General features: G+C 41.2%; 14 protein-coding genes. 9 read left to right on the top strand and 5 right to left on the bottom strand.

The genetic code is table 11. From position 1 onward, the window contains the following. Positions 1–20: 20 nt before the first annotated feature. Positions 21–2,915, bottom strand: a complete 2,895-nt coding sequence (locus tag FSC11_RS10795) for a valine--tRNA ligase (RefSeq protein ID WP_163166823.1) — start codon at positions 2,913–2,915, stop codon at positions 21–23. 188 nt (positions 2,916–3,103) lie between these two features. On the opposite strand from FSC11_RS10795, the gene FSC11_RS10790 reads away from it, so the two are divergent. From FSC11_RS10790 to FSC11_RS10780, 3 genes are all read left to right on the top strand, one after another. After that, positions 3,104–3,778 carry a hypothetical protein gene (locus FSC11_RS10790; RefSeq protein ID WP_163166821.1) on the top strand — a complete coding sequence of 225 codons (675 nt, stop codon included), beginning with the start codon at positions 3,104–3,106 and terminating at the stop codon, positions 3,776–3,778. 17 nt (positions 3,779–3,795) lie between these two features. Then, on the top strand, positions 3,796–4,602 hold the full coding sequence (locus FSC11_RS10785) for an SDR family oxidoreductase (protein WP_163166819.1): 807 nt from the start codon (positions 3,796–3,798) through the stop codon (positions 4,600–4,602). Between the two features lie 223 nt (positions 4,603–4,825). Beyond that, positions 4,826–6,100, top strand: coding sequence for a glutaminase (locus FSC11_RS10780; RefSeq protein WP_163166817.1), 1,275 nt, complete (start codon positions 4,826–4,828; stop codon positions 6,098–6,100). A 92-nt stretch (positions 6,101–6,192) separates the two neighbouring features. Here FSC11_RS10780 and dhaK read toward each other — a convergent pair whose 3' ends face one another. After that, positions 6,193–7,923: a dihydroxyacetone kinase subunit DhaK gene (gene dhaK, locus FSC11_RS10775; protein ID WP_163166815.1), complete on the bottom strand. Its 1,731-nt coding sequence runs from the start codon at positions 7,921–7,923 to the stop codon at positions 6,193–6,195. Positions 7,924–8,223: 300 nt separating this feature from the next. On the opposite strand from dhaK, the gene FSC11_RS10770 reads away from it, so the two are divergent. Together FSC11_RS10770 and FSC11_RS16285 are read left to right on the top strand one after the other, a co-directional pair. After that, positions 8,224–9,120 carry a hypothetical protein gene (locus FSC11_RS10770; protein WP_163166813.1) on the top strand — a complete coding sequence of 299 codons (897 nt, stop codon included), beginning with the start codon at positions 8,224–8,226 and terminating at the stop codon, positions 9,118–9,120. 1,037 nt (positions 9,121–10,157) lie between these two features. Next, positions 10,158–11,294, top strand: coding sequence for a carbon-nitrogen hydrolase family protein (locus FSC11_RS16285; protein ID WP_227590979.1), 1,137 nt, complete (start codon positions 10,158–10,160; stop codon positions 11,292–11,294). Positions 11,295–11,378: 84 nt separating this feature from the next. On the opposite strand, the gene metH is transcribed toward FSC11_RS16285, so the two are convergent. After that, positions 11,379–15,065, bottom strand: coding sequence for a methionine synthase (gene metH / locus FSC11_RS10760; RefSeq protein ID WP_163166811.1), 3,687 nt, complete (start codon positions 15,063–15,065; stop codon positions 11,379–11,381). Positions 15,066–15,581: 516 nt separating this feature from the next. Here metH and FSC11_RS10755 point away from each other — a divergent pair. Further along, a complete protein-coding gene (locus FSC11_RS10755; protein ID WP_008304765.1) occupies positions 15,582–17,201 on the top strand; it encodes an inorganic phosphate transporter in 1,620 nt (539 codons plus the stop codon). 373 nt (positions 17,202–17,574) lie between these two features. Here the strand turns inward: FSC11_RS10755 and FSC11_RS10750 are convergent, their stop codons facing one another. Together FSC11_RS10750 and FSC11_RS10745 are read right to left on the bottom strand one after the other, a co-directional pair. Continuing rightward, entirely contained in the window at positions 17,575–19,116 is a 1,542-nt protein-coding gene (locus FSC11_RS10750) for a hypothetical protein (protein WP_163166809.1), read from the bottom strand. Between the two features lie 200 nt (positions 19,117–19,316). Further along, positions 19,317–19,934 (bottom strand): rhomboid family intramembrane serine protease, encoded by a 618-nt coding sequence (locus FSC11_RS10745; RefSeq protein WP_008304768.1) that lies wholly within the window; start codon positions 19,932–19,934, stop codon positions 19,317–19,319. A 160-nt stretch (positions 19,935–20,094) separates the two neighbouring features. Between FSC11_RS10745 and nfuA the strand changes: the two genes are divergently transcribed. From nfuA to FSC11_RS10730, 3 genes are all read left to right on the top strand, one after another. Then, the gene (gene nfuA / locus FSC11_RS10740) at positions 20,095–20,733 is read left to right on the top strand and encodes a Fe-S biogenesis protein NfuA (RefSeq protein WP_004810902.1); all 639 of its coding nucleotides are present in this window, start codon (positions 20,095–20,097) and stop codon (positions 20,731–20,733) included. Positions 20,734–20,910: 177 nt separating this feature from the next. After that, positions 20,911–22,980: a TonB-dependent receptor domain-containing protein gene (locus FSC11_RS10735; protein ID WP_004810900.1), complete on the top strand. Its 2,070-nt coding sequence runs from the start codon at positions 20,911–20,913 to the stop codon at positions 22,978–22,980. Positions 22,981–23,055: 75 nt separating this feature from the next. After that, on the top strand, positions 23,056–24,348 hold the full coding sequence (locus tag FSC11_RS10730) for a class I SAM-dependent methyltransferase (protein WP_163166807.1): 1,293 nt from the start codon (positions 23,056–23,058) through the stop codon (positions 24,346–24,348). Positions 24,349–24,357: the final 9 nt, after the last annotated feature.

The raw sequence follows: 24,357 nt of genomic DNA, 5'->3' as shown, positions 1-24,357 counted from the left end.
TAGATCAAACTAACAACACATTAAAGCGCCGCAATTTGCTCCATATTCGCTTTAATCTTCGCTAACTGGTCAGCAAACTCAGCAAGTTTCACTTTCTCGCCTTCAACCACAGCCGCAGGTGCTTTTGCCACAAAACCTTCGTTAGAAAGTTTAGTTGCAATTTGGTCATGCTGTTTTTGAACCTTGTCTAAGTCTTTTTGTAGACGACCCAATTCCGCTTTCGGGTCAATTAAGCCCTTCATTGGAACGAATACAGACACATGACCTACAACAGAAGACGATGACAATGGCGGTTGTTCAGCATCAGCTAGGAACGTAATGCTTTCAACTTTTGCCAATGCTTTAAACAACGGTTCAATACGTGCAATCTGTGCTTTTTCCGCATCTGTTGTGTTTTGAAGAAGAACAGGCAACAAACGCGCATTACCTAGACCCATCTCACCACGGATGTTACGTACCGCACCAATCAAACCTTGAAGCCATTGCATATCTGCTTCAGCTTGGTCGTTAATTAACGCTTGGTCAGCAACAGGGTAAGGCGCCAACATAATGGTTTCGCCAACAATATTCAGTTTCGGTGCAAGTGTTTGCCAGATTTCTTCAGTCAGGTAAGGCATCAACGGATGAGCCAAACGTAAAGACGCTTCCATCACAGAAAGAAGAACACGACGTACTTCAGCTTTACGCTCTTCAGACACATTTTCATCATTCAGAACTGGTTTGGTCAGTTCCACATACCAGTCACAGTATTCATTCCAAATGAACTCGTAAATCGCTTGTGCTGCCAAGTCTAAACGGTAAGTCGCAAATGCTGTTTGTACCGCTTGTTCCGCTTTTTGTAGACGGCTTACGATCCATTGTTCAGGTAATTCCCAAAGGTCTTGACGTGCTTCTGAACCAATGGTTTGACCTTCGACATTCATCATCACGAAACGCGTTGCGTTCCAGATTTTGTTGGCAAAGTTACGGTAACCTTCAACACGTTTCATGTCGAACTTAATGTCACGACCTGTGTTCGCAAGCGCACAGAATGTGAAACGAACCGCATCTGTACCGTAAGATTGAATCCCTTCAGGGAATTCTTTACGGGTTGATTTTTCAATCTTCGCCGCTTGTTTCGGATTCATCAAACCTGTGGTACGTTTTTGTACTAAAGTTTCAAGATCAACACCGTCAATCAAGTCTAATGGGTCAAGCACGTTGCCCTTCGATTTAGACATTTTCTGACCTTCGCCATCACGTACCAAACCATGTACATACACAGTTTTAAACGGCACTTGTGGTGTACCATCTTCATTTTTCATAAAGTGCATCGTAAGCATAATCATACGAGCAACCCAGAAGAAGATGATGTCGAAACCTGTTACAAGAACATCAGTCGGGTGAAAAGTATTTAAGAAATAGTTTTCTTTATCTTTCGCTTCGTCGCCAGTCCAACCTAAAGTTGAGAATGTCCAAAGACCTGAAGAGAACCAGGTATCGAGTACGTCTTCGTCTTGGTTCAGTTCAACGTCAGCAGGAATGTTGTTTTTCGCACGAACTTCAGCTTCATCACGACCAACATATACGTTACCTTCCGCATCGTACCAAGCAGGGATACGGTGACCCCACCATAATTGACGTGAGATACACCAGTCTTGGATGTTGTTCATCCAGGCCATGTACATGTTGCTGTACTGCTCAGGAACGAACTTGATACGACCATCTTGAACCGCTTCAATGGCAGGCTTCGCAAGTGGTGCGATTTTCACATACCATTGATCCGTCAATAACGGCTCAACGATCACACCTGAACGGTCACCGCGAGGTGGTTTCAAGGTGTACGGTTGAATTTGGTCTAACCAGCCTTCAGCTTCCGCTTGTTCTACTAACTTTTTACGAGCTTCGAAACGCTCTAAACCAATGTAGTCCGCAGGTGCAGGAATGGTTTTAGAGATTTGCTCGCCTGCTTTCGCGATGTATTCAAACTCAGCAAGAACTTCAGCATTTTTGTTGAAGATGTTGATGATAGGCAATTCACAACGTTTACCCACCTCATAGTCATTGAAGTCATGCGCAGGGGTGATTTTTACACAGCCTGTACCGAATTCTTTATCGACATATTCATCTTTAACGATTGGAACAGCACGACCTGTAATTGGCAGGATGATGTTTTGTCCGACCAAGTGCGCATAACGTTCATCATCCAATGCAACCGCAACCGCCGTATCACCGAGCAATGTTTCAGGACGAGTGGTTGCCACAACGATGTGATCTTTACCATCGTGTGTACGTAGTGATTTATCTTCAAAGAAGTATTTGAAGTGCCAGAGTGAGCCTGCTTCTTCTTTATCAGACTCAACTTCCAGGTCAGAAAGGGCAGTTTGCAGTTTTGGATCCCAGTTCACCAGACGTTTGCCACGGTAAATTAAGCCTTCTTCATGCAGTTTAACGAACACTTCTTTCACTGCATTAGATAGACCTTCATCCATGGTGAAGCGTTCACGTGACCAGTCTACAGAAGAACCTAAGCGACGGATTTGACGGGTAATATTACCGCCAGATTGTTCTTTCCATTCCCATACTTTTTCGATGAACTTTTCACGACCCAGGTCATGACGGCTAATGCCTTCTGCACCAAGCTGACGTTCTACAACCATTTGCGTTGCAATACCTGCATGGTCAGTACCCGGTTGCCATAAAGTATTTTTACCAGACATACGGTTATAACGGGTTAACGCGTCCATGATGGCATTGTTAAAACCATGACCCATGTGCAAGCTACCGGTGACGTTTGGTGGCGGAATCATGATACAGAAAGACTCGCCTTTTTCAGACGGCTTGAAGTAACCGCGCTCTTCCCAGGTTTGGTACCATTTTTTCTCGATCTCAGTCGGATCGTAAGTTGTAGCAATATTTTGCGCTGAATCAGTCATAGTTCGAACAGATCAAAAGTGGATAAAAAATTGCATCTATTGTAGCAAAAAAAATGGCAGCTGCGGCAGCTTAACCAAAAGCAAACTTTAAGCAATTGGCAGTAAGCTGAACTCATCGTATGATAGCAACAGCGCCAGACAACTCATCACAAAATTTAAATAACAAGATGAATATTAAGGATAAGAAGATGAGCTATAACATTTCCCTGAAAATACAGCCAGAAACTCACTATCGTTTCCGCGATATTCATTCCCGTCTCAATAGTGGTGATCAAACCAGTCTGTCCAAAGCCCTGGGTGAAAACCTGACGGATATTGCCTGCGAAATTATCGATCAGGTCTTTGGCCGCCTTGCGCGTCTTTCAAATTCTGCGGATCGCGAGTCTGAAAAAGTGGTCCAGCAAATTGTCGAGACTACACGTAAATATATGCCATGGTCAGTCTCATTTTTTGGCAATGAACGGCTGATTCCAATGGTGAATTATCTTTATGAAATGACCCATGAAATTGAAGGCGATTATTACGTGCGTTATCCCATTCAGAAGACGCTGGCGATCCAACTACTCCGCTATGTAAAAGAAATGGAAAGTGGCAATCATCACTGTGTTTCACCTGCCTTAAAGACCTTTATTGAAGTGGTGGATCAGGGGGTTACCCATCTGGTACGTCAACCCAAGAACATGCTGAAGTTCAATATGGTGGTTGATAAAACCCTGAATGGTGTGATTAATTTAACTACACAGCTCGGTTATAAGCGTTTTGACAAGTTGGGAAGCCTGTATGATGCACCGACCATCAGTCATTACTTTGAGCATTTTTTAGCGTTTTTAGAAGATGAAGTAAAACAGACATCGGATATTTAAAAGAGATAGAGGGATCAATGGCAAAGCTGGAAAGTTTAAATGGAAAAGTGGTATGGATCACGGGTGCATCTTCAGGGATTGGCAAGGCAGTCGCGCAGGAATGTGCGTCACAGGGAGCGCAGGTAGTTTTAACGGCACGCCGTTTTGAAGAACTGGAAAATGTGCGTCTCAGTTTGCCTAATCCTGATCAGCATCTGTCTGTCATTGCTGACATTACCGATGAAACCCAGGTGGAAAAAGCCTATGCCAAGGTTTTGGAAAATAAAGGCCGGATTGACTGGCTGATCAATAATGCTGGTTTAAGTCAGCGTGCCCTGATTGCCGACACCACCATGCAGACTGAACGCGCCATTATGGAAGTGGATTATTTCTCGCAGGTATTTTTGACTAAAACGGTCTTGCCAACTTTCTTGAAACAGCAGTCTGGACGTATTGCATTTATTTCCAGTGTAGCAGGTTTGCTGGGGACACAGTATCGCGCATCTTATTCCGCTGCCAAAGGTGCAATACATATGTGGGCGAATAGCCTGCGTGCTGAAGTGGCGGATCAGGGTATTCAGGTCTCGGTGATTTTCCCGGGCTTTGTCAAAACCAATGTCTCTTTTAATGCCTTAAATGGTGAAGGCAAACCGCAAGCCAAGCAGGATGAAGCGATTGAAAATGGTTTAGAGGCTGATGATTTTGCTAAACAGACGGTGAGGGCGTTACAGCAGGGCGAGGAATACATTGTGGTTGGTGGCAAGAAAGAAAAACTGGGCGTACTGGTTTCCCGTATTTCACCCAAAGTTCTGTACAAGATGATCCGTAAAACCAAAGTAAAATAAATCATCCAGATTAAAAAAGGGCAGGAGTGCCTTTTTTTATGTCTCTTAAAACATCAATAAAAATAACCATACTTAAAAATGCAATTCATTTCTGGAGGATTGCCTTTACAGGGAATGCAGCCGATAACATGGATATGCAGAAAATTACCTTTTCACTCTGGTACTTAAGCCAAAAGCCGGTATGTTAATTAAAAATAACAGCTAACTGGAATAAGCTCATTCGATGAAAACACCGGTGCCAGACTACCTCAAGCATGTTTTAACTTCCTGCCGTGACAATGAAAAAGGTGCACTGGCAGATTATATTCCTGAGCTGGCAGCAGTAGACCCGGATAAGTTCGCTTTGGCACTCTCTACCGTAGATGGCACGATCTATTCAACCGGTGATGACGAAGTTGAGTTCACCATGCAGTCTATGTCCAAGCCTTTTGCCTATGCCTTGGCTTTGCAGAAAGTCGGCTTGACCAAGGTCATGGAAAAAGTAGGCGTGGAGCCTTCGGGTGAGGCCTTTAACCAGATTTCACTGGAGAAGGATTCCAATATTCCAAAAAATCCGATGATCAATTCGGGTGCAATTACCACCCATTCTCTGATTCCCTATAAACGGACGGTGTCCCGTGCAGAGCAATTGCGCCGTTTTTTAAGTGGTTTGGCTGGGCGTGAACTGAGTTTTGATACAGATGTGTATACCTCCGAACTGAAAACAGCGTTTCGTAACAGATCCTTGGGCTATATGCTGCGTACCGTCGGGGTGCTGGAAGAAGATCCAGAAGCGATTGTTAATGGCTATATCAAGCAGTGTTCAATCAAGGTGACGGTCAAAGACCTGGCGATGATCGCCGGGGTACTCGCCAACGGGGGAATTCAGCCACAGACTGGTAAAAAATTGCTGGACCGTTCTGTAGTGCGGCAAGTCCTGAGTGTGATGCTCACTTGCGGCATGTATGATGCTGCCGGTGACTGGCTGACCACCGTGGGTATTCCGGCCAAAAGTGGGGTTGCAGGCGGTATTATCGGCGTGTTACCTGGACAGGTGGGTATCGCCGTGTTTTCTCCGAGAATTGATGAGCATGGACATAGTGTACGTGGCGTCGATATTTTTGAACGTATGTCCCGGGAAATGGGTCTGCACTTAATGGAAGGGACACCATCGGCACAAACTATTTTGCAAAGTCGTTATCTCACCGGTAAACGTGATCATGTGGTGGTGTATGAACTACGTGGCGTATTGCAGTTTACTGAATCGGAAATGCTGCTGCGTATTTTGGAAGATGAACCAGAAGGCAAAAAACGAATTGTGTTGGATCTGACCAATTTGACCTTAATTCATAATGTCGGTGCCCGAATGTTATTTGAAGGTGTGGCCCGTTTGAAGAAGGATGGTCATCCAGTCGTGGTGGTTGATTCGGAAGGAATTTTGAGTGAAGCCCAAATGAAGGGTAATAAAAGGGTCGTGGTCAAAGAAAAACTGACCAAGTATCTGGAAAAATTTCAATAGACGTTTTTCTGCCAGCTTGCTTCAGAACAGGGTATACACCAGTAAATAAAAAAGCCCCGATAATGCGAGGCTTTTTTCAAATCTTGAAATTCTTATTTAATATGTTCAGCAATATCGGTAAAGATTACGCCTAACCCATGTGCACCTGCATCAGGATAGCCCAAGCTACGGTCACCGACCGTACCGGCACGACCCATACGCGCCACGATATCTTTGGTCGATTCCGCACCTTTTACCGCAGCGGCTGCACCCAACACAAAGTTTTCTTTAAATGTTTTATCGGTATTAGCAGACCAGGAATCTGCACATGGCACTAAAGCATCAATCAGGGTTTTGTCACCCAACACAGCGCCACGGCCAAATGAACGCTCACCGGTAACTTGAATGCCTTTCACTGCCGCTTGTAGCATCTCGGCAAAATCTGCCACAGTTAAAGTGGTTTTGCCTTGAATGGCTTTACTCGCTGCACGAAACGCTGAACCCCAGATTGGACCCGACGCACCGCCACAGTGTTCCATAATAATCATTGAACTATTTAGCAAGAATTCATCCATGTGCTGGGCTTGAATCAGGCTTTGCCATTCGCGTTTCAGCTGTTTAAAACCTTTAGCTACACTCATGCCAAAGTCACCATCACCTGCATGGGCATCCAGCTCGCAGAATGGCACTTCGTTTTTGATAATACAGGCAGCTATCACATCGACTACATAACGCATATTTTCAATCGTGAACTGTTCATTTTGAATTTCAGCATGTTCAGGCTGAGTTTCGACTTCCGTATTTATTACATCTTCTGCTACGGCATTTTTTGTTGAGAAGATTAAAGGCTGTGCTGCTGAACCATCCATTTTAAGAGCGGGCGTGTTCGCCTCAGCATCTAAATAACCTTTTAGTTCATCATCCACAGCTAGCAATGACACCGAAGCACCGTTCATGTCGATACTGGTCATGTAGTTGCCGACAAAAGTACGGTAAATCTTGATGCCTTTGCGCGCCAAATGTTCGCACACATCGTTATTAAAGACATACAGCTCTTGCATTGGTGTTGAACCAAAGCCGTTCACTAGAACAGCAACTTCAGTCAGATCAGGGTGATCGAGGAACAAGTCATCGATAATACGTTGTGCCAGTTCTTTGGATGGCAGGATTTTTTCACGGCGGATACCCGGTTCGCCGTGGATGCCGACGCCGTATTCCATTTCATCATTCGCTAAGGTGAAGGTGGGCGTGCCTTTGGCAGGAACAGTACATGAAGTGTAGGCGAAACCAAGACTAATCACGTTATCCGCTGCTTTTTGAGCCACAGCTTTGACTTCCGTAAGCTCTAAACCTTTTGATGCTGCTGCACCTGCAATTTTATGTACAAATACAGTACCCGCCACGCCCCGACGGCCGACCGTGTAGAGGCTGTCCTTGACTGCAATATCATCTGCTACTTTTACATAATCGACTTTAATGCCATCTTCGATAGCTAAAGCTGCACCATTCTGGAAATTCATCATATCGCCAGAATAGTTCTTGATGATCATGAGCACGCCTTTGTCTGTTGCGACATGCTGTAAGGCTTTATACACTTGAATTTGAGAAGGCGATGCGAATACGTCACCGCATACGGCCGCGTCTAACATGCCTGTACCGACAAAGCCTGCGTGTGCAGGTTCGTGACCACTGCCACCGCCGCTGATCAGGGCGACATTTTGGTGTTTTTCTTTACGAGAAATGATTTTATAAGATTCATTAAATGCTAGTTCTGGATGTGCTAGGACAAAGCCTTTGCACATTTCAACAACGATGTTTTCAGCACCGTTCATGAGTTTCTTCATTGGAACACCAATAGTCATTGATTTGGGAGATAAATTTATTGGTCTATTATTCATGAAAGTGATGATTTTTGCTGATTTAAAAATGTTATAACGAGAAATTTTGGAGTGATGGGTTAGAAAAGGAGCAATATAGAATTTTTTTCTAATAAAGAATTACTCATAAATAGTATTAAAAAAAGATTGTTTATTTCTAAAGATGGAAGCAAAATTTTGTAATACATATATTTTTATTAAATATTCTTTAATTTAGCTTATCATTTGAATAAAGTTATGAAATTTTAAAATTATATTGGGGTAACAATGACTAAAAAGTTTACTGGGTTTAGTAATCTTGAGATGACAGATTTACTTTTAGCATATCGAAAGGCTAAGGCAGATATTTTTTGGGAAAAAAATATTTCAGCAGTTGAACGATTTATAAACTTTGAAAATGATTTTGAATCAAATATTTCTAATTTATTTGAGTTGATTCAAAGATCTGATATGAATGAAATAGTTAATTGCTGTATTGATAGTGATTTTTGTATAAATTATCCAAAGTCTATTGATTTCAAATGTGATAGCGAAGAATTGGGTGATTTTTATTCAATATCTTCACCTGCTAAAGAATTTGAAAGAAAATTAAAAAATTGTAAGATGACTATTAGCTCTAGAATAGTCGGAAATTTTACAGTTGAAGGTCATATTTTATCAGCACTATGGATAAATTATATTGGACATAAATATGATGAAAAGTTATCAAAAAATTCTTATGGTTCTAGATTAAATAGATTGAATTCAGATGAAGATTTTTGTTCTGTTAAATCAGAATATAATTTAGAAAAAAATACATCATTTCAACCTTATTTTATACCTTATAAGGAGTGGCAAAACACTGGTATTAATAGTGTTGAGAAAGCACTAGAAGCTAAGAAAAATGTAATGGTTTTTACTTTGGATTTAAAGAGTTATTATCATAATATTGATGTTAATATAATAAATATTGATCAATTTAATTCTGATGTTGGGGTTGAGTTGGATGATAATGAAAAAGAGTTTAATTTAATTATTTGTAAGATTATTGGCTTGTGGGGTAAGGAGGTTTCAAGTTTATATAAATCAAAATTTGGAATCAATTTGAAAGCAGGTCTTCCTATTGGCTTAACATGTTCAAAAGTAATATCTAATATTATTTTAAAATACTTGATGATAAAATAGAAAAACTTAAAGCCAATTTCATATGGTAGATATGTTGATGATATTTTTATAGTTATAGATAACAAGGATTTTTGAATAAAGATGAATTTTTAAGCTTTTTCAAATAAAATAAATATTGATGATATAAGTAATTTGAACAAAATTTTAGAAAATTATGAAAGTGAAACTGAGTTAAATGTACAAGATAAGAAAATAAAACTATTTTTTGAATGGGAGAAATGCAAGAAATTTTATAAAAAATATAAAGGAAGAGTTAAAAGAAATGTCAAGCGAGCATAGATTGATGCCTACTGCTCAAGATTTAGTTTTAAATGAAGATGAGGGTATAAAAAATCAAATTTTAATATTAAAAGTACTTATAGTTTAGAATTTATAAGTAAAAAAGGACTGAATTATCTTTGCAGTTGAGTTATATAGAAGACCTTATAAGAGATTTACCTAAACAGGAATGGGTTAAGGAAAAGGAAAAATTCTATGATCTAATACTTGATGAAATTACAGTACCTAGTATTTTGTTTGATTATTTTAAATATCTGGAAAGAATTTTAAATATTGCAAACTCATTAGGTGATTTTGAGTTTATTTACTGTTTATATATAAAAGTAAAAATTATCTTATAAAATTAATAAGTAGTGAAGACTCTTTGGTTAATTTAAATGGTCAAAATATTGATGTCAAAATAGATATGGTTAAATATATTGACGAAATTTTATTCTCAATTAAAAGAGTGGTATTGATTCGCTTATAAAAGCTTTAATGAGGAAAATTTTAGTAAAAAGTTTATAAAGTCATGTAATCTTATATTTGGTGAAGATTTTAATTTTGAGGAGTTTAAAGTTAAGGCTAAATTAGCAGTTTTATCAGATTTAGCTAATAATCCACTAAAAACTATAATAGAAAAATAGATTTTTGAATGTTTCTAGTTTTTAATATCACTATTAAGGAGAATGACCTTAATTTTCTAAAAATATAGGAATAAATATTTAAACCAAGCTTTAACTTATGCTAGAAAAGACTTAATTGTTGAATCGGAATTTTTGACTCTCTGTCCTTTCTTATTTCCAACTCGTCCACTTAATTCTTTAGATATATCAGATCTATTCGGTAATGAACTATATAATGGAGTACTAAGTAATATTGATAGATTTGAGCTATGGAAAAATTATGTTCAAGTAGTTAGTGGTGAATTTTATATATCTGAAAATGAAGAAACTAATATTTCAAAGGATTTAGATGAGAATTATTTTGCATTAGTTGATAATATTCAAAATAATAATGGTAATAAATATATAGCTATAGGTAATGAAAGTAAGAAATCTATTACAGTGGCTATTACAAATTTTCTTACCACAGAAGAAGAATGGAGTTATACGGCTGATAATAATAGTAAATTAACATTGGAAAGATATGAAAGATTTAAAGAATTAATTGATCAAGTGTTAACATTAAAAGATAAACCAGATTATGTAATTTTTCCGGAACTATCTATTCCCCTCGAATGGTTGAATACTTTAATTCATCGTATGTCAAAATCCAAAATTAGTTTTATAGCTGGAACCGAATATGAGCACAATGGAAACGAAATTTATAGTAGTGCTTATATGCTTTTACATGATACAAGCTTTGGATGTGGTAGTTGGCAACTTATAAAACAACCTAAACTTCTACCTGCAGTTGGGGAAGATGAGGTTCTTCAAGTAAAGCACGGTAAAATATGGAGAAAATTCAATGAATTAAATAAACCGATATATATTCATAATGGTTTTTGCTTTGGTTTAATGATTTGTTCAGAATTACAAAATTCACGTGCACGAGTTGCCTTTCAAGGTAATATTGATGGGCTTTTTATTCTTAGTTGGAACAGAGATCTTGAAACTTTTGGGGATTTAATTAAGTCTGCAGCATTAGATGTACATAGCTATGTAATTCTTGTTAATAATAGAAAATATGGTGACAGTCGTGTGCGAGTTCCAAGTAAAAACTCTTGGATGCGTGATCTTGCAAGATTACGTGGAGGAGATAATGATTATGTTGTGTCAGTAAACCTAAAATACAATGAATTAAGAGACTTTCAAAGTAGAGCTAAAAGATGGGCATCTGATTCTGATAAGTTTAAACCCACCCCTGAAGGATTTGAAATATCACCTTTACGGCGTATTACTCCAATCCAATAAGAAAAAATCCCCTCACTCGAGGGGATTTTTTATATTCGATAAGAATGGATTCTTCCCCCTTTATCAAAGGGGGATCGAGGGGGATTAAACCACTGAATCATCCAAATTCGGCGCTAACCAACGTTTCGCTTCATCTAGCGTCCATCCTTTACGCTTCGCATAATCTTCCAGCTGATCGCCAGAGATTTTACCCACGTTAAAGTATTCCGTTTCAGGGTTTGCATAATAGAAACCGCTGACAGATGAAGGTGGCCACATTGCAAAGCTCGAAGTCAGGTAAGTACCCATCTTCTCTGTCGTACCTAACCAGTCGAACAATGGCGCTTTTTCAGAATGTTCAGGACACGCAGGGTAGCCCGGTGCAGGACGGATCCCCACATACTTCTCTTTGATTAACTCATCATTTGAAAGCTGTTCATCTGCCTGGTAGCCCCAGAATTCTTTACGAATACGTTGATGCAAATGCTCAGCAAAAGCTTCAGCAAAACGGTCACCCAAGGCCTGAACCATAATTGCATTATAGTCATCGCCTTTGGCTTTGTATTCTTGCGAAAGTTCTTCTGCACCAAAAATCGACACGGTGAAACCACCCAAGTAATCCTGCGCCACATCTTTTGGCGCAATAAAGTCAGCCAGAGAGTAGTTTGCTTTACCGGTGACTTTGTCAGACTGCTGACGAAGGTGCTCGAAGCTGTGTGTTACATTGCCATTTTCATCAGTCACCGCAACGGTATCTGCCGCCACACGGTTGGCAGGGTAGATACTAAAGGTTGCACGCGCATCGAAACGTTTATTCTCGATGATGTCTTTCAGCATTGCTTGCGCTTGTTCATACAAATCACGCGCTGCTTCACCTACTACTTCATCTTCAAGGATTTTCGGGAATTTACCCGCCAGGCTCCATGAAATAAAGAACGGTGTCCAGTCAAAGTATTCCACCAAGGTTTCTAAAGGATAGTTGGTGAATGTTTGTGAGCCAATGAAATTTGGTTTAACTGGTGCATTCTTGTCGAAGTCGATTTTGAAACCATTTTTAACTGATTCAACATAAGACAGTTTTGCTGCTTTTGGCTGCTTGTTGGCAAGACGGGTACGGATTTTTTCATAATCCGCTGCATAGTCCGCCATTAATTGTGGTTTCATTTCAGCAGAAAGTAATTGTGTGGTCACACCTACAGCACGAGATGCATCGGCAGTATAGAACACACCATCATTTTGATATTGCGGAGCAATCTTCACCGCAGTATGTGCTTTCGATGTAGTCGCACCACCAATCATCAGTGGAATGTTAAAGCCTTTACGTTGCATTTCTTTGGCAACAAAGACCATTTCATCTAAGCTAGGTGTGATCAAACCAGATAGGCCAATGATGTCAACTTTCTCATCAATGGCCGTTTGTAGAATCTTCTCACATGGCACCATTACGCCAAGGTCAACAATGTCATAACCGTTACAGCCAAGTACCACGCCCACAATGTTTTTACCAATGTCATGGACATCGCCTTTTACTGTTGCAAGCAAGATTTTACCTTTGGCTTCGCCTTGGGTTTTTTCCGCTTCAATAAATGGGTTTAACCAAGCCACGGCTTGTTTCATGACACGTGCAGATTTCACCACTTGTGGCAGGAACATTTTACCAGCACCGAACAGGTCACCGACCACGTTCATACCTGCCATCAATGGACCTTCAATGACATCTAAAGGACGCACAGATTTTAAACGTGCTTCTTCAGTATCTTGGTCAATGTACGTGGTGATGCCTTTCACCAATGCATATTCAAGACGTTTTTCAACCGATTCATTACGCCATTCCAGGTTTTCTTCGGCTTTTTGTGCGCCTGCTTGACCACGGTATTTTTCAGCAATAGTCAGTAATTTTTCAGTCGCTTCTTGACCGCTTTCACCTTGATTACGGTTCAATACCACATCTTCAACAGCTTCTTTCAGTTCTGCATCGATATCATCGTAAATCGCAAGCTGGCCGGCATTCACGATCCCCATGGTCAAGCCTTTCTGGATCGCGTGATACAGGAACACCGCATGGATCGCCTCACGTACAGGCTCGTTACCACGGAATGAGAATGATACGTTGGAGATACCGCCTGAAATCATCGCGTTTGGCAGGTTTTGTTTGATCCAACCAGTCGCTTCAATGAAATCGACGCCATAGTTGTTGTGTTCTTCAATACCGGTTGCCACTGCAAACACGTTCGGGTCAAAAATGATGTCTTCAGATGGGAAGCCAACTTCATTCACCAGCACGTCGTAAGAACGTTTACAGATTTCTTTTTTACGCTCTGCAGTATCCGCCTGACCATTTTCATCAAATGCCATGACGATGACCGCTGCACCGTACTGACGGCACAGGCGGGCACGTTCTACAAACTCGTCATAACCTTCTTTTAAGGAAATCGAGTTCACCACGGCTTTACCTTGCACGCATTTCAAACCTGCTTCAATGATCTCCCATTTAGAAGAATCGAGCATGATGGGCACACGTGAAATATCTGGCTCAGATGCGATCAGATTCAGGAAGTGCACCATCGCACCTTGTGAATCCAGCATGCCTTCATCCATATTGATGTCGATGATCTGCGCACCAGCTTCCACCTGTTGACGGGCAACGTCTAAAGCTTCTGTGAAGTTTTCTTCTTTAATTAAACGCAGGAACTTTTTAGAACCAGTCACGTTGGTACGTTCACCGACGTTTACAAAGAGTGAATCTTTGGTGATGTTAAATGGCTCTAAACCACTTAAACGGCACGCAGGTTCAATGTCTGGAATTTCACGTGGCGCAATGCCTGCGACCGCTTGCGCAATGGCACGGATATGATCAGGAGTGGTACCACAACAACCACCCGTGATATTGATCAAGCCACTTTCTGCAAATTCTTTAATGAAAGCAGCCGTTTCTTCAGGGGTTTCATCATAACCACCGAAAGCATTTGGCAAGCCTGCGTTTGGATGTGCAGAAACGAAAGTATCAGCAACGTCAGATACGGTTTTTACGTGTGGACGCATTGCATCTGCACCCAGCGCACAGTTAAAGCCGATTGAAATCGGTTCTGCATGACGCATTGAGTTCCAGAATGCTTCAGCGGTTTGACCGGTCAATGTACGGCCTGATGCATCAGTAATTGTGCCCGAAATCATGATTGGCAATTCATAACCAATTTCTTTAAAGACTTCTTTCACCGCAAAGATCGCAGCTTTGGCATTCAAGGTATCAAATACTGTTTCAATGAGGATAATGTCCGCACCACCTTCAATCAATGCTTTGGTCGATTCGATATAGTCGACTTTTAAAGCATCAAAGGTGATGTTACGAAACGCAGGATCATTTACGTTTGGTGAAATAGAGGTGGTACGTGAGGTTGGACCAATTACACCTGCCACAAAACGTGGTTTTTCCGGCGTTGAGTATTTCGCGCAGGCCTCTTTGGCAATACGCGCTGCTTCACGGTTAATTTCCGGAACCAGATCTTCCATGTGGTAATCCGACATTGAAACACGCGTACCGTTAAAGGTATTGGTTTCAATAATGTCAGCGCCCGCTTCAAGATACGCTTCGTGGATACCTTGAATAATGTGTGGTTGTGTTAAAACCAGAAGGTCGTTGTTGCCTTTAAGGTCATATGCCCAATCAGCAAAACGCTCACCCCGATAATCGGCTTCTTCCAATTTATGGCGTTGGATCATGGTACCCATCGCACCATCGATAATTAAAATTCTTTTGGCAAGAAGTTCTTTCAGGGTGGCAAGTGTGGACATTCAGACTTTCTCAGTAAGCATCAAAAACGGCAATAATCTTAACAGATTAGTGCGCAGTTTTCTGTAGCCATTATTCAGAATGCTGGATATGGCTGATATGAAAATCTGATAAGCAAATTGAAGTGTGCATAGAAAGCTGAAAACAGATAGAAAACAGAAAGCTCGAAGTCAGTTATGGAGGAATTTGACCGAAAATAAAATATAAATGAGTTTCATGAAAGTGTCATATGACTGGGGCAATATAGAGTCAACTGTGACCGGCTCAGGAAAATGACAGTCCTGAGAAAATGATTAATTTTATTGCAAAACATGAATGAAGTTGAGTGGATAAACGGTTTTTATTTAAGTAAATTATTGATTTTTATTTTTTAATTTTAATATTGATAGTATGTAGCTTTAGGATGAACGGCAGCAAGAAAGTCTAAAAAATTGGTCTATATGACGGCGCTTTGTCATATAATTGTCACAATTAAACTGAACAATATGGGGATTCTTGAATCCTCTATTCCTGCTTGCATGAATTCTAATCAAACTCCCTCAGGTTCAGCCCATCAGTCGCCTTCACATAAGTCGACTAATGTTCATGTGCCAACACCGAAATTTTTTATGCCGGTGTTTCTGACTGTAATTATTTCTACGCTGATTTATATCGGCTTTCAGTTGACTTCAGATCTGGCGCATGTTCCAGCAATCGGTCTGTATTCGATGATTCTTTTAGCCACAGCGCTATTTATTGCGCTGGGCTTTGAATTCGTCAATGGTTTCCACGATACAGCCAACGCGGTTGCCACCGTAATCTATACCAACGCATTGTCTGCACCGGTTGCAGTCATGTGGGCAGGTTTCTGTAATTTCCTTGGGGTAATGGTGGCCAGTGGTGCCGTTGCTTACGGGATCATTGCATTACTTCCTGTTGAACTGATTATGAACGTGGGTACAGGAGCCGGTTTTGCCATGGTCTTTGCCATGTTGATCGCCGCGATTCTCTGGAATCTGGGCACCTGGTTCCTGGGTATTCCTGCTTCTAGTTCACATACCCTGATTGGTTCGATTCTAGGTGTGGGCATCATGAACTATTTGCTTAATGCAGGTGGCGGTGCTTCCGGTGTGGACATGGAACAGGTGATGAAAGTCGGTAAGGCGCTGTTATTTTCGCCTTTGATCGGTTTTGCTTTTGCTGCAATCCTGTTCTTGCTGGTGAAAAAAATCTTCAGAAAGCAGCTAGAACTGTTTAAGCCACCTGAAGGTAACAAGCCACCACCACCACTGATTCGTGCCATTCTGATTTTTACCTGTACTGGCGTAAGCTTTGCCCATGGTTCAAATGATGGTCAAAAAGGTATGGGCCTGATCATGCTGATCTTGATCGGTTGTGTACCTTTGGCATACTCGTTAAACAAGAATCTTGATGCACAGCATATCCAGTCTTTCGGTCAGTTATCTGCTCAAACTGCTGATGTGATTTATCCACAGCATGATGATATTCCGGATGAACAGGCACGTGCCGTAATTACCAAATATATTCAGACTAAAGAGTTAAATGCTGAAGTTGTACCTGCATTGGCAAGCTTAACGGATCATTTGGGTGAAAAAGTCGGTTCATACACGAACATTAAAGATGTGCCTGAGGCGCAAGTTTCAGAATTCCGTAATGACATGTACTTGAGCACCACAGCATTTAAACGCTTGGATAAAGCAGAAGCTTTGCCTGCGATGACTGCTGCACAGGAAAAAACAGTTGACGAATATCGTGATAACCTGGATTCATTCCTGCAATACATCCCGACTTGGGTAAAAGTGGCGGTTGCTTTGGCACTTGGTCTAGGTACCATGGTGGGCTGGAAACGTATTGTAGTGACTGTAGGTGAGCGTATTGGTAAACAACATATGACTTATGGTCAGGGGATGTCTGCCGAGCTGGTAGCCATGACTACAATTGCTGCTGCAGACGGTTTCGGTATGCCGGTATCAACGACTCATGTCCTGAACTCTGCGGTTGCAGGTACGATGGTAGCGAACAAGTCTGGCCTGAACTTCCAGATGGTGAAAACGATTCTGTCTGCCTGGGTGTTCACACTGCCAGCAACGATCTGTCTGTCAGGTGGTTTGTACTGGGTACTGTTAAAAGTTTTCTAAGAAAATTTGATGTAAAAAAAACGCTGCCGAGGCAGCGTTTTTTATGACGTTTTGAAAAGTTTAAAAATCGAAAGGTTTTAAATTATGATGAAGGCGACAGGGATGTCGCCGTTAGGTTGTCTTGCGTAATTTTTTAAAGCAATGCTTAAAAAATTACTCAGGATATATCATCAGCCTAACAAAAGATTTTTGTTACCTTGTGAAGACATGCTTCTCATATTTCAAAAGTAAAGAAAAAAAGAATGTATAGAATGGATCAACTTCAATTTGCTTAAAGTCCATTCATAAAAGTTTGAAAGATTCAAAGCCTATATTGACCTCTTCCTTGCGCAGCAGTGCTGCTCATCTCCTAGGAGGAGAAGGAACTTTCAATTTACTTCTTCAACTTACCTAACAATCCTTTCGGCAGTTTATCCGTCGCAAAACCATACAGCGCAGCAAATGGCAGTGCAGTACGTGCCAGATAAGCCACTCGCCATAAACCACCATGATTTGCACCAGACATCATCAGCTCAAGTGGATGATTCAGTTTTACATCTGGATTAGCCACAGACTCCGGATTACGTAGATCATGAATCCATAAGGCTGCCATAATCGCATTGGTAGTTTCTGGTGCAAAAGCTTCAACATCAAACAGGCTGGCACCATTAAACGCAGCCTTAAGCAGCGGATTCTTGGTTACAGAATAAGTGGTTGTAGAAGGTGCGATATTAATACTGACACGTTGGCCATTGGCACGCGCCAGTGTGGCACGCCATTGCTGGATGCGTTTTGCCAGCGCATAGTTCGGGCCTTGTTCAACCACCAGGCAGTCACATATGCCATAGGATTGATCAGCAACTTTGAATAAATCTTGTGCATTTTTCTTAAAGAAATGTTTGCGTGAGATTAGCGAAATACCTTTGGTCAAAGTACTTTCCAGTTTAGACAGATGCTGGTATTTGCTTTGCGATGCTTGAACAACTTCTTCTGGCACCGCATAGACGTCAGTTGGTGTACACATATACATCAGACTGGTATTGGCTTTCTGCTCGCTGACATGTTTCATGATTGCATCCATTGCCATGGAAACACGCACATGTTTTTCACCATCCAGATAGGCGATTGCTGCCAGGTCCAGATTTTGCTCGAACTGAATCAGCCATTGGGCAATTTCTGGAATTTGCGTCAACAGGTTGGCACCGAGCTTCTCTTTTAGAACTTCAATTGAAGTATCCGCTGGCAGAGTTTCAGCTGAAGGCGCATATAAAGTAGCATTACCTTCACTTACCGTATCCAGAATCTTGCTCCAGACACGGGTATTTGGCAGGTCAATTGCCACGATATTGGCTTTCCATTTAGATAACCAGGTCAATGGACCCGCTTCAGAAGCAGCACCGAACAGCACCGTGGTACGATCTGACAGGTCAAACCATTCCGGATGGGCAATACATTCACGCAGGGCATGGGCATGACTTGGCTCGACGATACCACGTTCTTCCCATAGTTGGATCTGGTCCAGTAGGGCTTGTCCCTGCAATTTTTTACCATGATAAGGCACATACCATTCAGGAGCTTTTTCAGACTGACCTTTCAGCTGAAAGGTACTCAGGTTTTGCGCAGGTAAAGACATTACATCTTTAAGTAGATGCTTCTGGCCATCACGGTAATATTCAAAACTGGCATGCGCTGTTTCCAGACCTTGTTGGGCAATATTCAGTGCTGCACCTGGAGAGCGCAGGCCATCTTCAACCAGATGTTTAAAGTGAACCGGATATTGCTTGCGCCAGTTTTTTTCCTGTTGAGCTGCGCTGGCATGTACAGGATCAACAGCGTTTAAGGCTTCAGAAATGATAGTGCGGCCAATTTTTGAAGTGCTAGGTTTTTGTTGTGAAGCAGAAATAGGGAATTGAAGACCGTCTGGGGAATTGGACATGCAAAATATCTCGCGATTTACAGCAATTAATATACAGATGTATACATTATCACTGCAAAATCCACTCCAAGGTTGGCAATATATGACATCCTGACTTTTAAAATTATTACGAGATGTTTCGAAATAAAGGAAGTATATTGCTTCCTTACCATCACTCGTTTAAAAAACTAATTCTCAGTACCCTTGATGAATGAAAGAATCTAGAAGGGGAGTTGAGCCAGTTTATTCAGGAAGTGTGGAATAAGTCGAGGTTCCAGGATAATGGTCATAATCACACCATAAGCCGCCCCCCAAAGATGGGCGCTGTGATTGATATTGCTGTTCCCGCGTTTGCCAGACCAGACACTATAAGCGACATAAAGTACTGCAAAAATAATGGCCGGCACAGGAATAAAAAACACGAAAATCAGTTTCCATGGCTCAAACAGAATATAGGCAAATAATACTGCTGATACTGCACCCGAGGCACCCAGACTTGCCCAGCGTGGATTATTTTTATTTTGCAGATAACTCGGAATAATGGCTGCAATCAGACCACCCAGATAGAACAGGACAAAGCCCAGATCATAAAGATACTGGCGATAAAAGCTCTCGATAATACTGCCAAAGAAGAACAGCGTAATCATATTGAACAGTAGATGTGTGCCATCTGCATGAATAAAGCCATGCGAAATAAAACGGTCATACTGACCACGTTGAATTGCTGGTGGCCAGAAAATCAGACGGTTCATGACCTGCTCTTTGGAAAAGGCAATAAAAGAGATGATGCAGGTAATCAGAATAAGGGTAACGGTATGATTAAAGGGTAAATGCAGCATAGACGGCAGTTCTAATTCTGAAGTAGTGATCCCTAATCTTGCCATTATTCTGACATTTAGGTAGTACTTTTATAATAAATCCGACAATTTTAGTTGAAATTTTAAATTTACCCCGCATCTTCAGTTAAAATGGCAGCTTCAGCTTGAGGAAATTATTGTTATGTCGACTGAGAACAGCAGCACTGCAGTTACAGAAGAAATTCCAAATCTATTGATTACACCGACTGCACAAGAGTATTTAAAGGATCTACTGGAAAAACAAAATACACCAGGTATTGGTGTACGCGTTTTCGTGGAAAATCCGGGTACACCGCGCGCTGAATGTTGCATGGCTTATAGTGCACCAGATGAAGTTGTACCGACAGATTACAAACAGGATTATCCAGAATTCCCTGCGTACATCGATACTCCATCTATTCCTTATTTGCTTGATGCAGTAATTGATTACAACAAAGACCGTTTTGGTGGTCAGCTGACTTTCCGTGCACCAAACTCTAAAGTGCCACGTGTAGGTCCTGATGCCTCTGTAGAAGAGCGTATCACTTACGTGCTTCAGTCAGAAATTAATCCAGGTCTAGCAGGTCATGGTGGTAACTGTGCACTGGTTGAAGTGGTTGAAGATCCTGAACACGGTTTGACCGCTGTACTTAAATTTGGCGGCGGCTGTCAGGGCTGTTCAGCAATTGACGTGACTTTGAAACAAGGCGTTGAAACGACTTTGAAACAGCACGTTCCTGAACTTGCACGTGTGGTTGACCAGACTGACCATAGTCAGGCTGAAGGTGCATACTTCAAGTAAGTAGCGAATAAAATTTAGCTTATAAAAAAGGCCTCAAATATTGAGGTCTTTTTTTATTTGTATTTAATAATGATAATAATTATCAATAGTAATTGTATTTAGAGTAACATTTGATACAATGCGTCACAATTCCATCAATATTTCTTCATAAATCTACTTCTGGGGCGTAAATAGAGTATGAACACACCGTTTTTGAAATCGACGTTAGCTTTTGCAGTACTTTCAGCAATGGTTTCAACACATGCTGAAGTACAATCAGTTGCAAGTGCTAAAGAACAACAAGAATCTACTTCATCGCTTGAAGCTCCTACATCTGATGCTGTCAAACTCAATACGATTGTGGTCACTGCCAGTGGAACAGAGGTTAACGTGAAAGATGCACCGGCATCTATTAGTGTGGTAACCAGTGAAGATATTCAACGCCAGCCATTTAATAGCATTGCCGAAGTTTTAAGTGACTTACCTGGTGTGACAGGTGGTTATTCAAACGTAGGTGCTGGCTCTAAAATCACTTTCCGTGGTATGCCAGACAAATATACATTAATTTTGGTAGATGGTAAGCGTATTGGTAACCAGTCCTTGTTGGGCCATCGTCCAGACAAAGTCGATCAAGATTTAAACTGGATTACACCAGAAATGATCGAACGCATTGAAGTTGTGCGTGGTTCGATGTCTACGCTTTACGGTTCTGAAGCTGTTGGTGGTGTCATTAACATCATTACTAAAAAAGTACCGAATGAACTCTCAGGCAGCGTATCAGTAAATTACAGCAAGCCAGATACAAGCCAACGTGGTGATACTAAAACTTATGGCGCAACTTTAGCGGGTCCATTAACAGAAAGCTTAGGTTTCCGTTTGGGTGCGAACCGTACTGACCGTGCTGCGGACAAAGAGGCTGATGGTGGCTCTGGTTCTACTGCTGATACAGTCAATGGCCGTTTAACTTGGGCATTATCAGATAGCCAAACCCTAAATTTCGATGCCTCTTGGGGTAATGATAAGTCAGAAACTGAAGAGACTGCCGGCGAACAATTCGGTTATGAAATGGAGCGTTTTGGCTTAGGAATTGGTCATGAAGGTCAATTTTCCAATGGCTTAACTACAAATATTGATTTGTACCATAACGAAATCCAAAACAATGACCAATCATTTGTAAATGATGACAAAGTTGAAACTAAAGCACTTGAAACAGTTCTGGATTTAAAAGCTACCCAAGAACGTCAAATCTTTGGTAAACGTAATGATTTAACCGTTGGCGCACAGTACAAATACGAGCAAGTATCTAACGCAAGCAATATGGGTAACTTAGGCGAAGACGTTAATGGTAATCCATTAACAAATAATGATTTAGAGCCAGATAACTATTCATGGTCGGTATTTGCTGAAGATCAAATTCATTTGCAAGACAACTTTATTTTAACCCTTGGTGGTCGTTTAGATAACGATGAAGAATATGGTAGTAATTTCTCTCCTCGTGGCTATGTTGTTTATCACCCGTCAGAAGCATGGACAGTAAAAGGTGGTGTATCAAGTAGCTTCCGTGCACCAAATTTACGTGAACGTTCTGGTACCTCAAGTACGGGTTCTATGGGAATGGGTTGTACTTCTTTAATTCCTTTGGGCTATCCAGGTGGTGGTTGCCAAATGTTGGGCAACCCAGATCTAGATCCAGAAACCAGTGTGAACTATGAACTTGCAGTGGGCTATGAAGAAGATGGTTATGGTGTTGAATTAACTTACTTCTTAAGTGACATCGAAGATCTAATTCAAAATAGCTATTTAGGCTCAACACCAAGTGGCGTATGGTATACGACGCAACGTAACGTAGGTGAAGCACGCACAAGTGGTCTAGAGTTAACCTTTAAATTACCATTAACAGATTATTTACGCTTTAACGGTAATGCGACCTATATGCTTGAGTCTGAGAACAAAACTACAGGTGAGTCACTACTTGAAACTCCTGAGTTAACGTTAAATGGTTCATTGTTATGGGACGTAACAGATTCGCTTAGCTTGCACGCTAAAGTACAATATTTGGGGAAACAATCCTTACAAATTGGCGACACTACGCCTACTTTTGCCAAAGCATATACCACTGCAGATATAGGTGCCAATTATACGTTTAATGATCATTTGACATTCCGTGCTGGCGTACAAAACGTTGCGGGTGTCAAAGTGGATACAGGTGCTGATTATGGAACCAGTAACCCTGCGGTATACTATGCAGGCTTCACCACAAAATTCTAATTGCTAGCTAGACTGCAAAAGCCCATAAAATAGGGCTTTTGTTGTTTTGAATACAATTTAAATAGATAAGTGACTATGATGAACTTACATGATGGATATGTGGTAGATGTGCCATATCCAACTTTTGTACACCGTCAAGCCATGCCGACATGGTTAAATATGGTAGTACAGCAGCAGGGTATACAAGCGCCAGATCTAAAACGACCTTTTCGCTATTTAGAGTTGGGCTGTGCTATGGGTATTCATTTGCACTTAACAGCCGCCGCACATCCGCAAGGTCATTTTGTGGGTGTTGATTTTAATGCACAACAGCTCTTGGTTGCCCAAGAAGGTATTGAACGTACACATATCTCGAATATTGAGTTGATTCATGCCAGCTTTTCTGAGCTACTGACTCAGCAACTTGAACCTTTTGATTTTATTGTCACGCATGGTGTATGGTCATGGATCGCTCAGGAGCATCAGCAGGCAATTGTTCAATTGGTCAGCCAATTGCTCAAACCCAATGGCATTTTTTATTGTAGTTATATGAGCCATCCTGGGGCGACTCATTTCACTTCAGTACAGAAGTTAATGCTAGAGATGTCACAGCATTTGACAGGAGACTCTGCCAGCAAAGCAACGCAGACTGTACATTTTGCTCGTCGTTTGGCACAAACTCAACGTGGATTATTTGAAAAAGTACCAAGCTTGGCAGATGATTTAACTGCATTGGCACAAGATAAACCCAGTTATATTGCCCATGACTTTTTGTCACAGCATTGGCAGCCACAACATTCTGCAGACATGATTCGCCTGATGGCACAACAAGGTTTGGCCTTTATTGCTGGGGCAGGTGTTATTGAAAATATTGACGTTTTAGAATTTTCACCTGAAGTTAGACGTATGTTAGACCAGTTGCCAGTGCTCACATTACGAGAAACCAGTAAGGATATTTTACGTAATACTTTGCAGCGTCAAGATGTGTATGTGAAAAAGGCGCAAAAACTCAATCAAGCACAGCGTAGTGCCTATTATGATCAGCAATTGTTTTGCCTGACACCGCAAGCACCTGTAGGGCAGTCATTAGCTCAGGATGAAAAGTTGGGGCAGCTTCATGACCTGGTGCCGTTATTTGAACAAGTGCTGTCCAGTTTATCGCAACATGCCATGAGCACACAGCAGCTTTTGAAGCGCAGCAAGTTAAAAATTTCTGCACAACAATTTAGTGAAATTTTGATGGTGATGGTTTGGGCTGGTTATATACATCCATGTGCGGCGCATCAACATCCACAGATGGCAGCAAAAATGAATATGTGGATGCACGAACAAGCTTTGCCGTGGCGTGTAATCCCTGAATGTGCCACGGCAATTTCACTGTCAAGTTGAAAGATTTTG

It is taken from the genome of Acinetobacter schindleri, from assembly GCF_010918895.1.
GTDB lineage: Bacteria > Pseudomonadota > Gammaproteobacteria > Pseudomonadales > Moraxellaceae > Acinetobacter > Acinetobacter schindleri.
This window is presented reverse-complemented; position numbering and strand designations above follow the sequence as displayed.

Coding starts and splice junctions, on each gene's coding strand:
- FSC11_RS10795 (WP_163166823.1), bottom strand. CDS start 2,915: ATGACTGATTCAGCGCAAAATATTGCTACAACTTACGATCCGACTGAG.
- FSC11_RS10790 (WP_163166821.1), top strand. CDS start 3,104: ATGAGCTATAACATTTCCCTGAAAATACAGCCAGAAACTCACTATCGT.
- FSC11_RS10785 (WP_163166819.1), top strand. CDS start 3,796: ATGGCAAAGCTGGAAAGTTTAAATGGAAAAGTGGTATGGATCACGGGT.
- FSC11_RS10780 (WP_163166817.1), top strand. CDS start 4,826: ATGAAAACACCGGTGCCAGACTACCTCAAGCATGTTTTAACTTCCTGC.
- dhaK (WP_163166815.1), bottom strand. CDS start 7,923: ATGAAGAAACTCATGAACGGTGCTGAAAACATCGTTGTTGAAATGTGC.
- FSC11_RS10770 (WP_163166813.1), top strand. CDS start 8,224: ATGACTAAAAAGTTTACTGGGTTTAGTAATCTTGAGATGACAGATTTA.
- metH (WP_163166811.1), bottom strand. CDS start 15,065: ATGTCCACACTTGCCACCCTGAAAGAACTTCTTGCCAAAAGAATTTTA.
- FSC11_RS10755 (WP_008304765.1), top strand. CDS start 15,582: ATGAATTCTAATCAAACTCCCTCAGGTTCAGCCCATCAGTCGCCTTCA.
- FSC11_RS10750 (WP_163166809.1), bottom strand. CDS start 19,116: ATGTCCAATTCCCCAGACGGTCTTCAATTCCCTATTTCTGCTTCACAA.
- FSC11_RS10745 (WP_008304768.1), bottom strand. CDS start 19,934: ATGCTGCATTTACCCTTTAATCATACCGTTACCCTTATTCTGATTACC.
- nfuA (WP_004810902.1), top strand. CDS start 20,095: ATGTCGACTGAGAACAGCAGCACTGCAGTTACAGAAGAAATTCCAAAT.
- FSC11_RS10735 (WP_004810900.1), top strand. CDS start 20,911: ATGAACACACCGTTTTTGAAATCGACGTTAGCTTTTGCAGTACTTTCA.
- FSC11_RS10730 (WP_163166807.1), top strand. CDS start 23,056: ATGATGAACTTACATGATGGATATGTGGTAGATGTGCCATATCCAACT.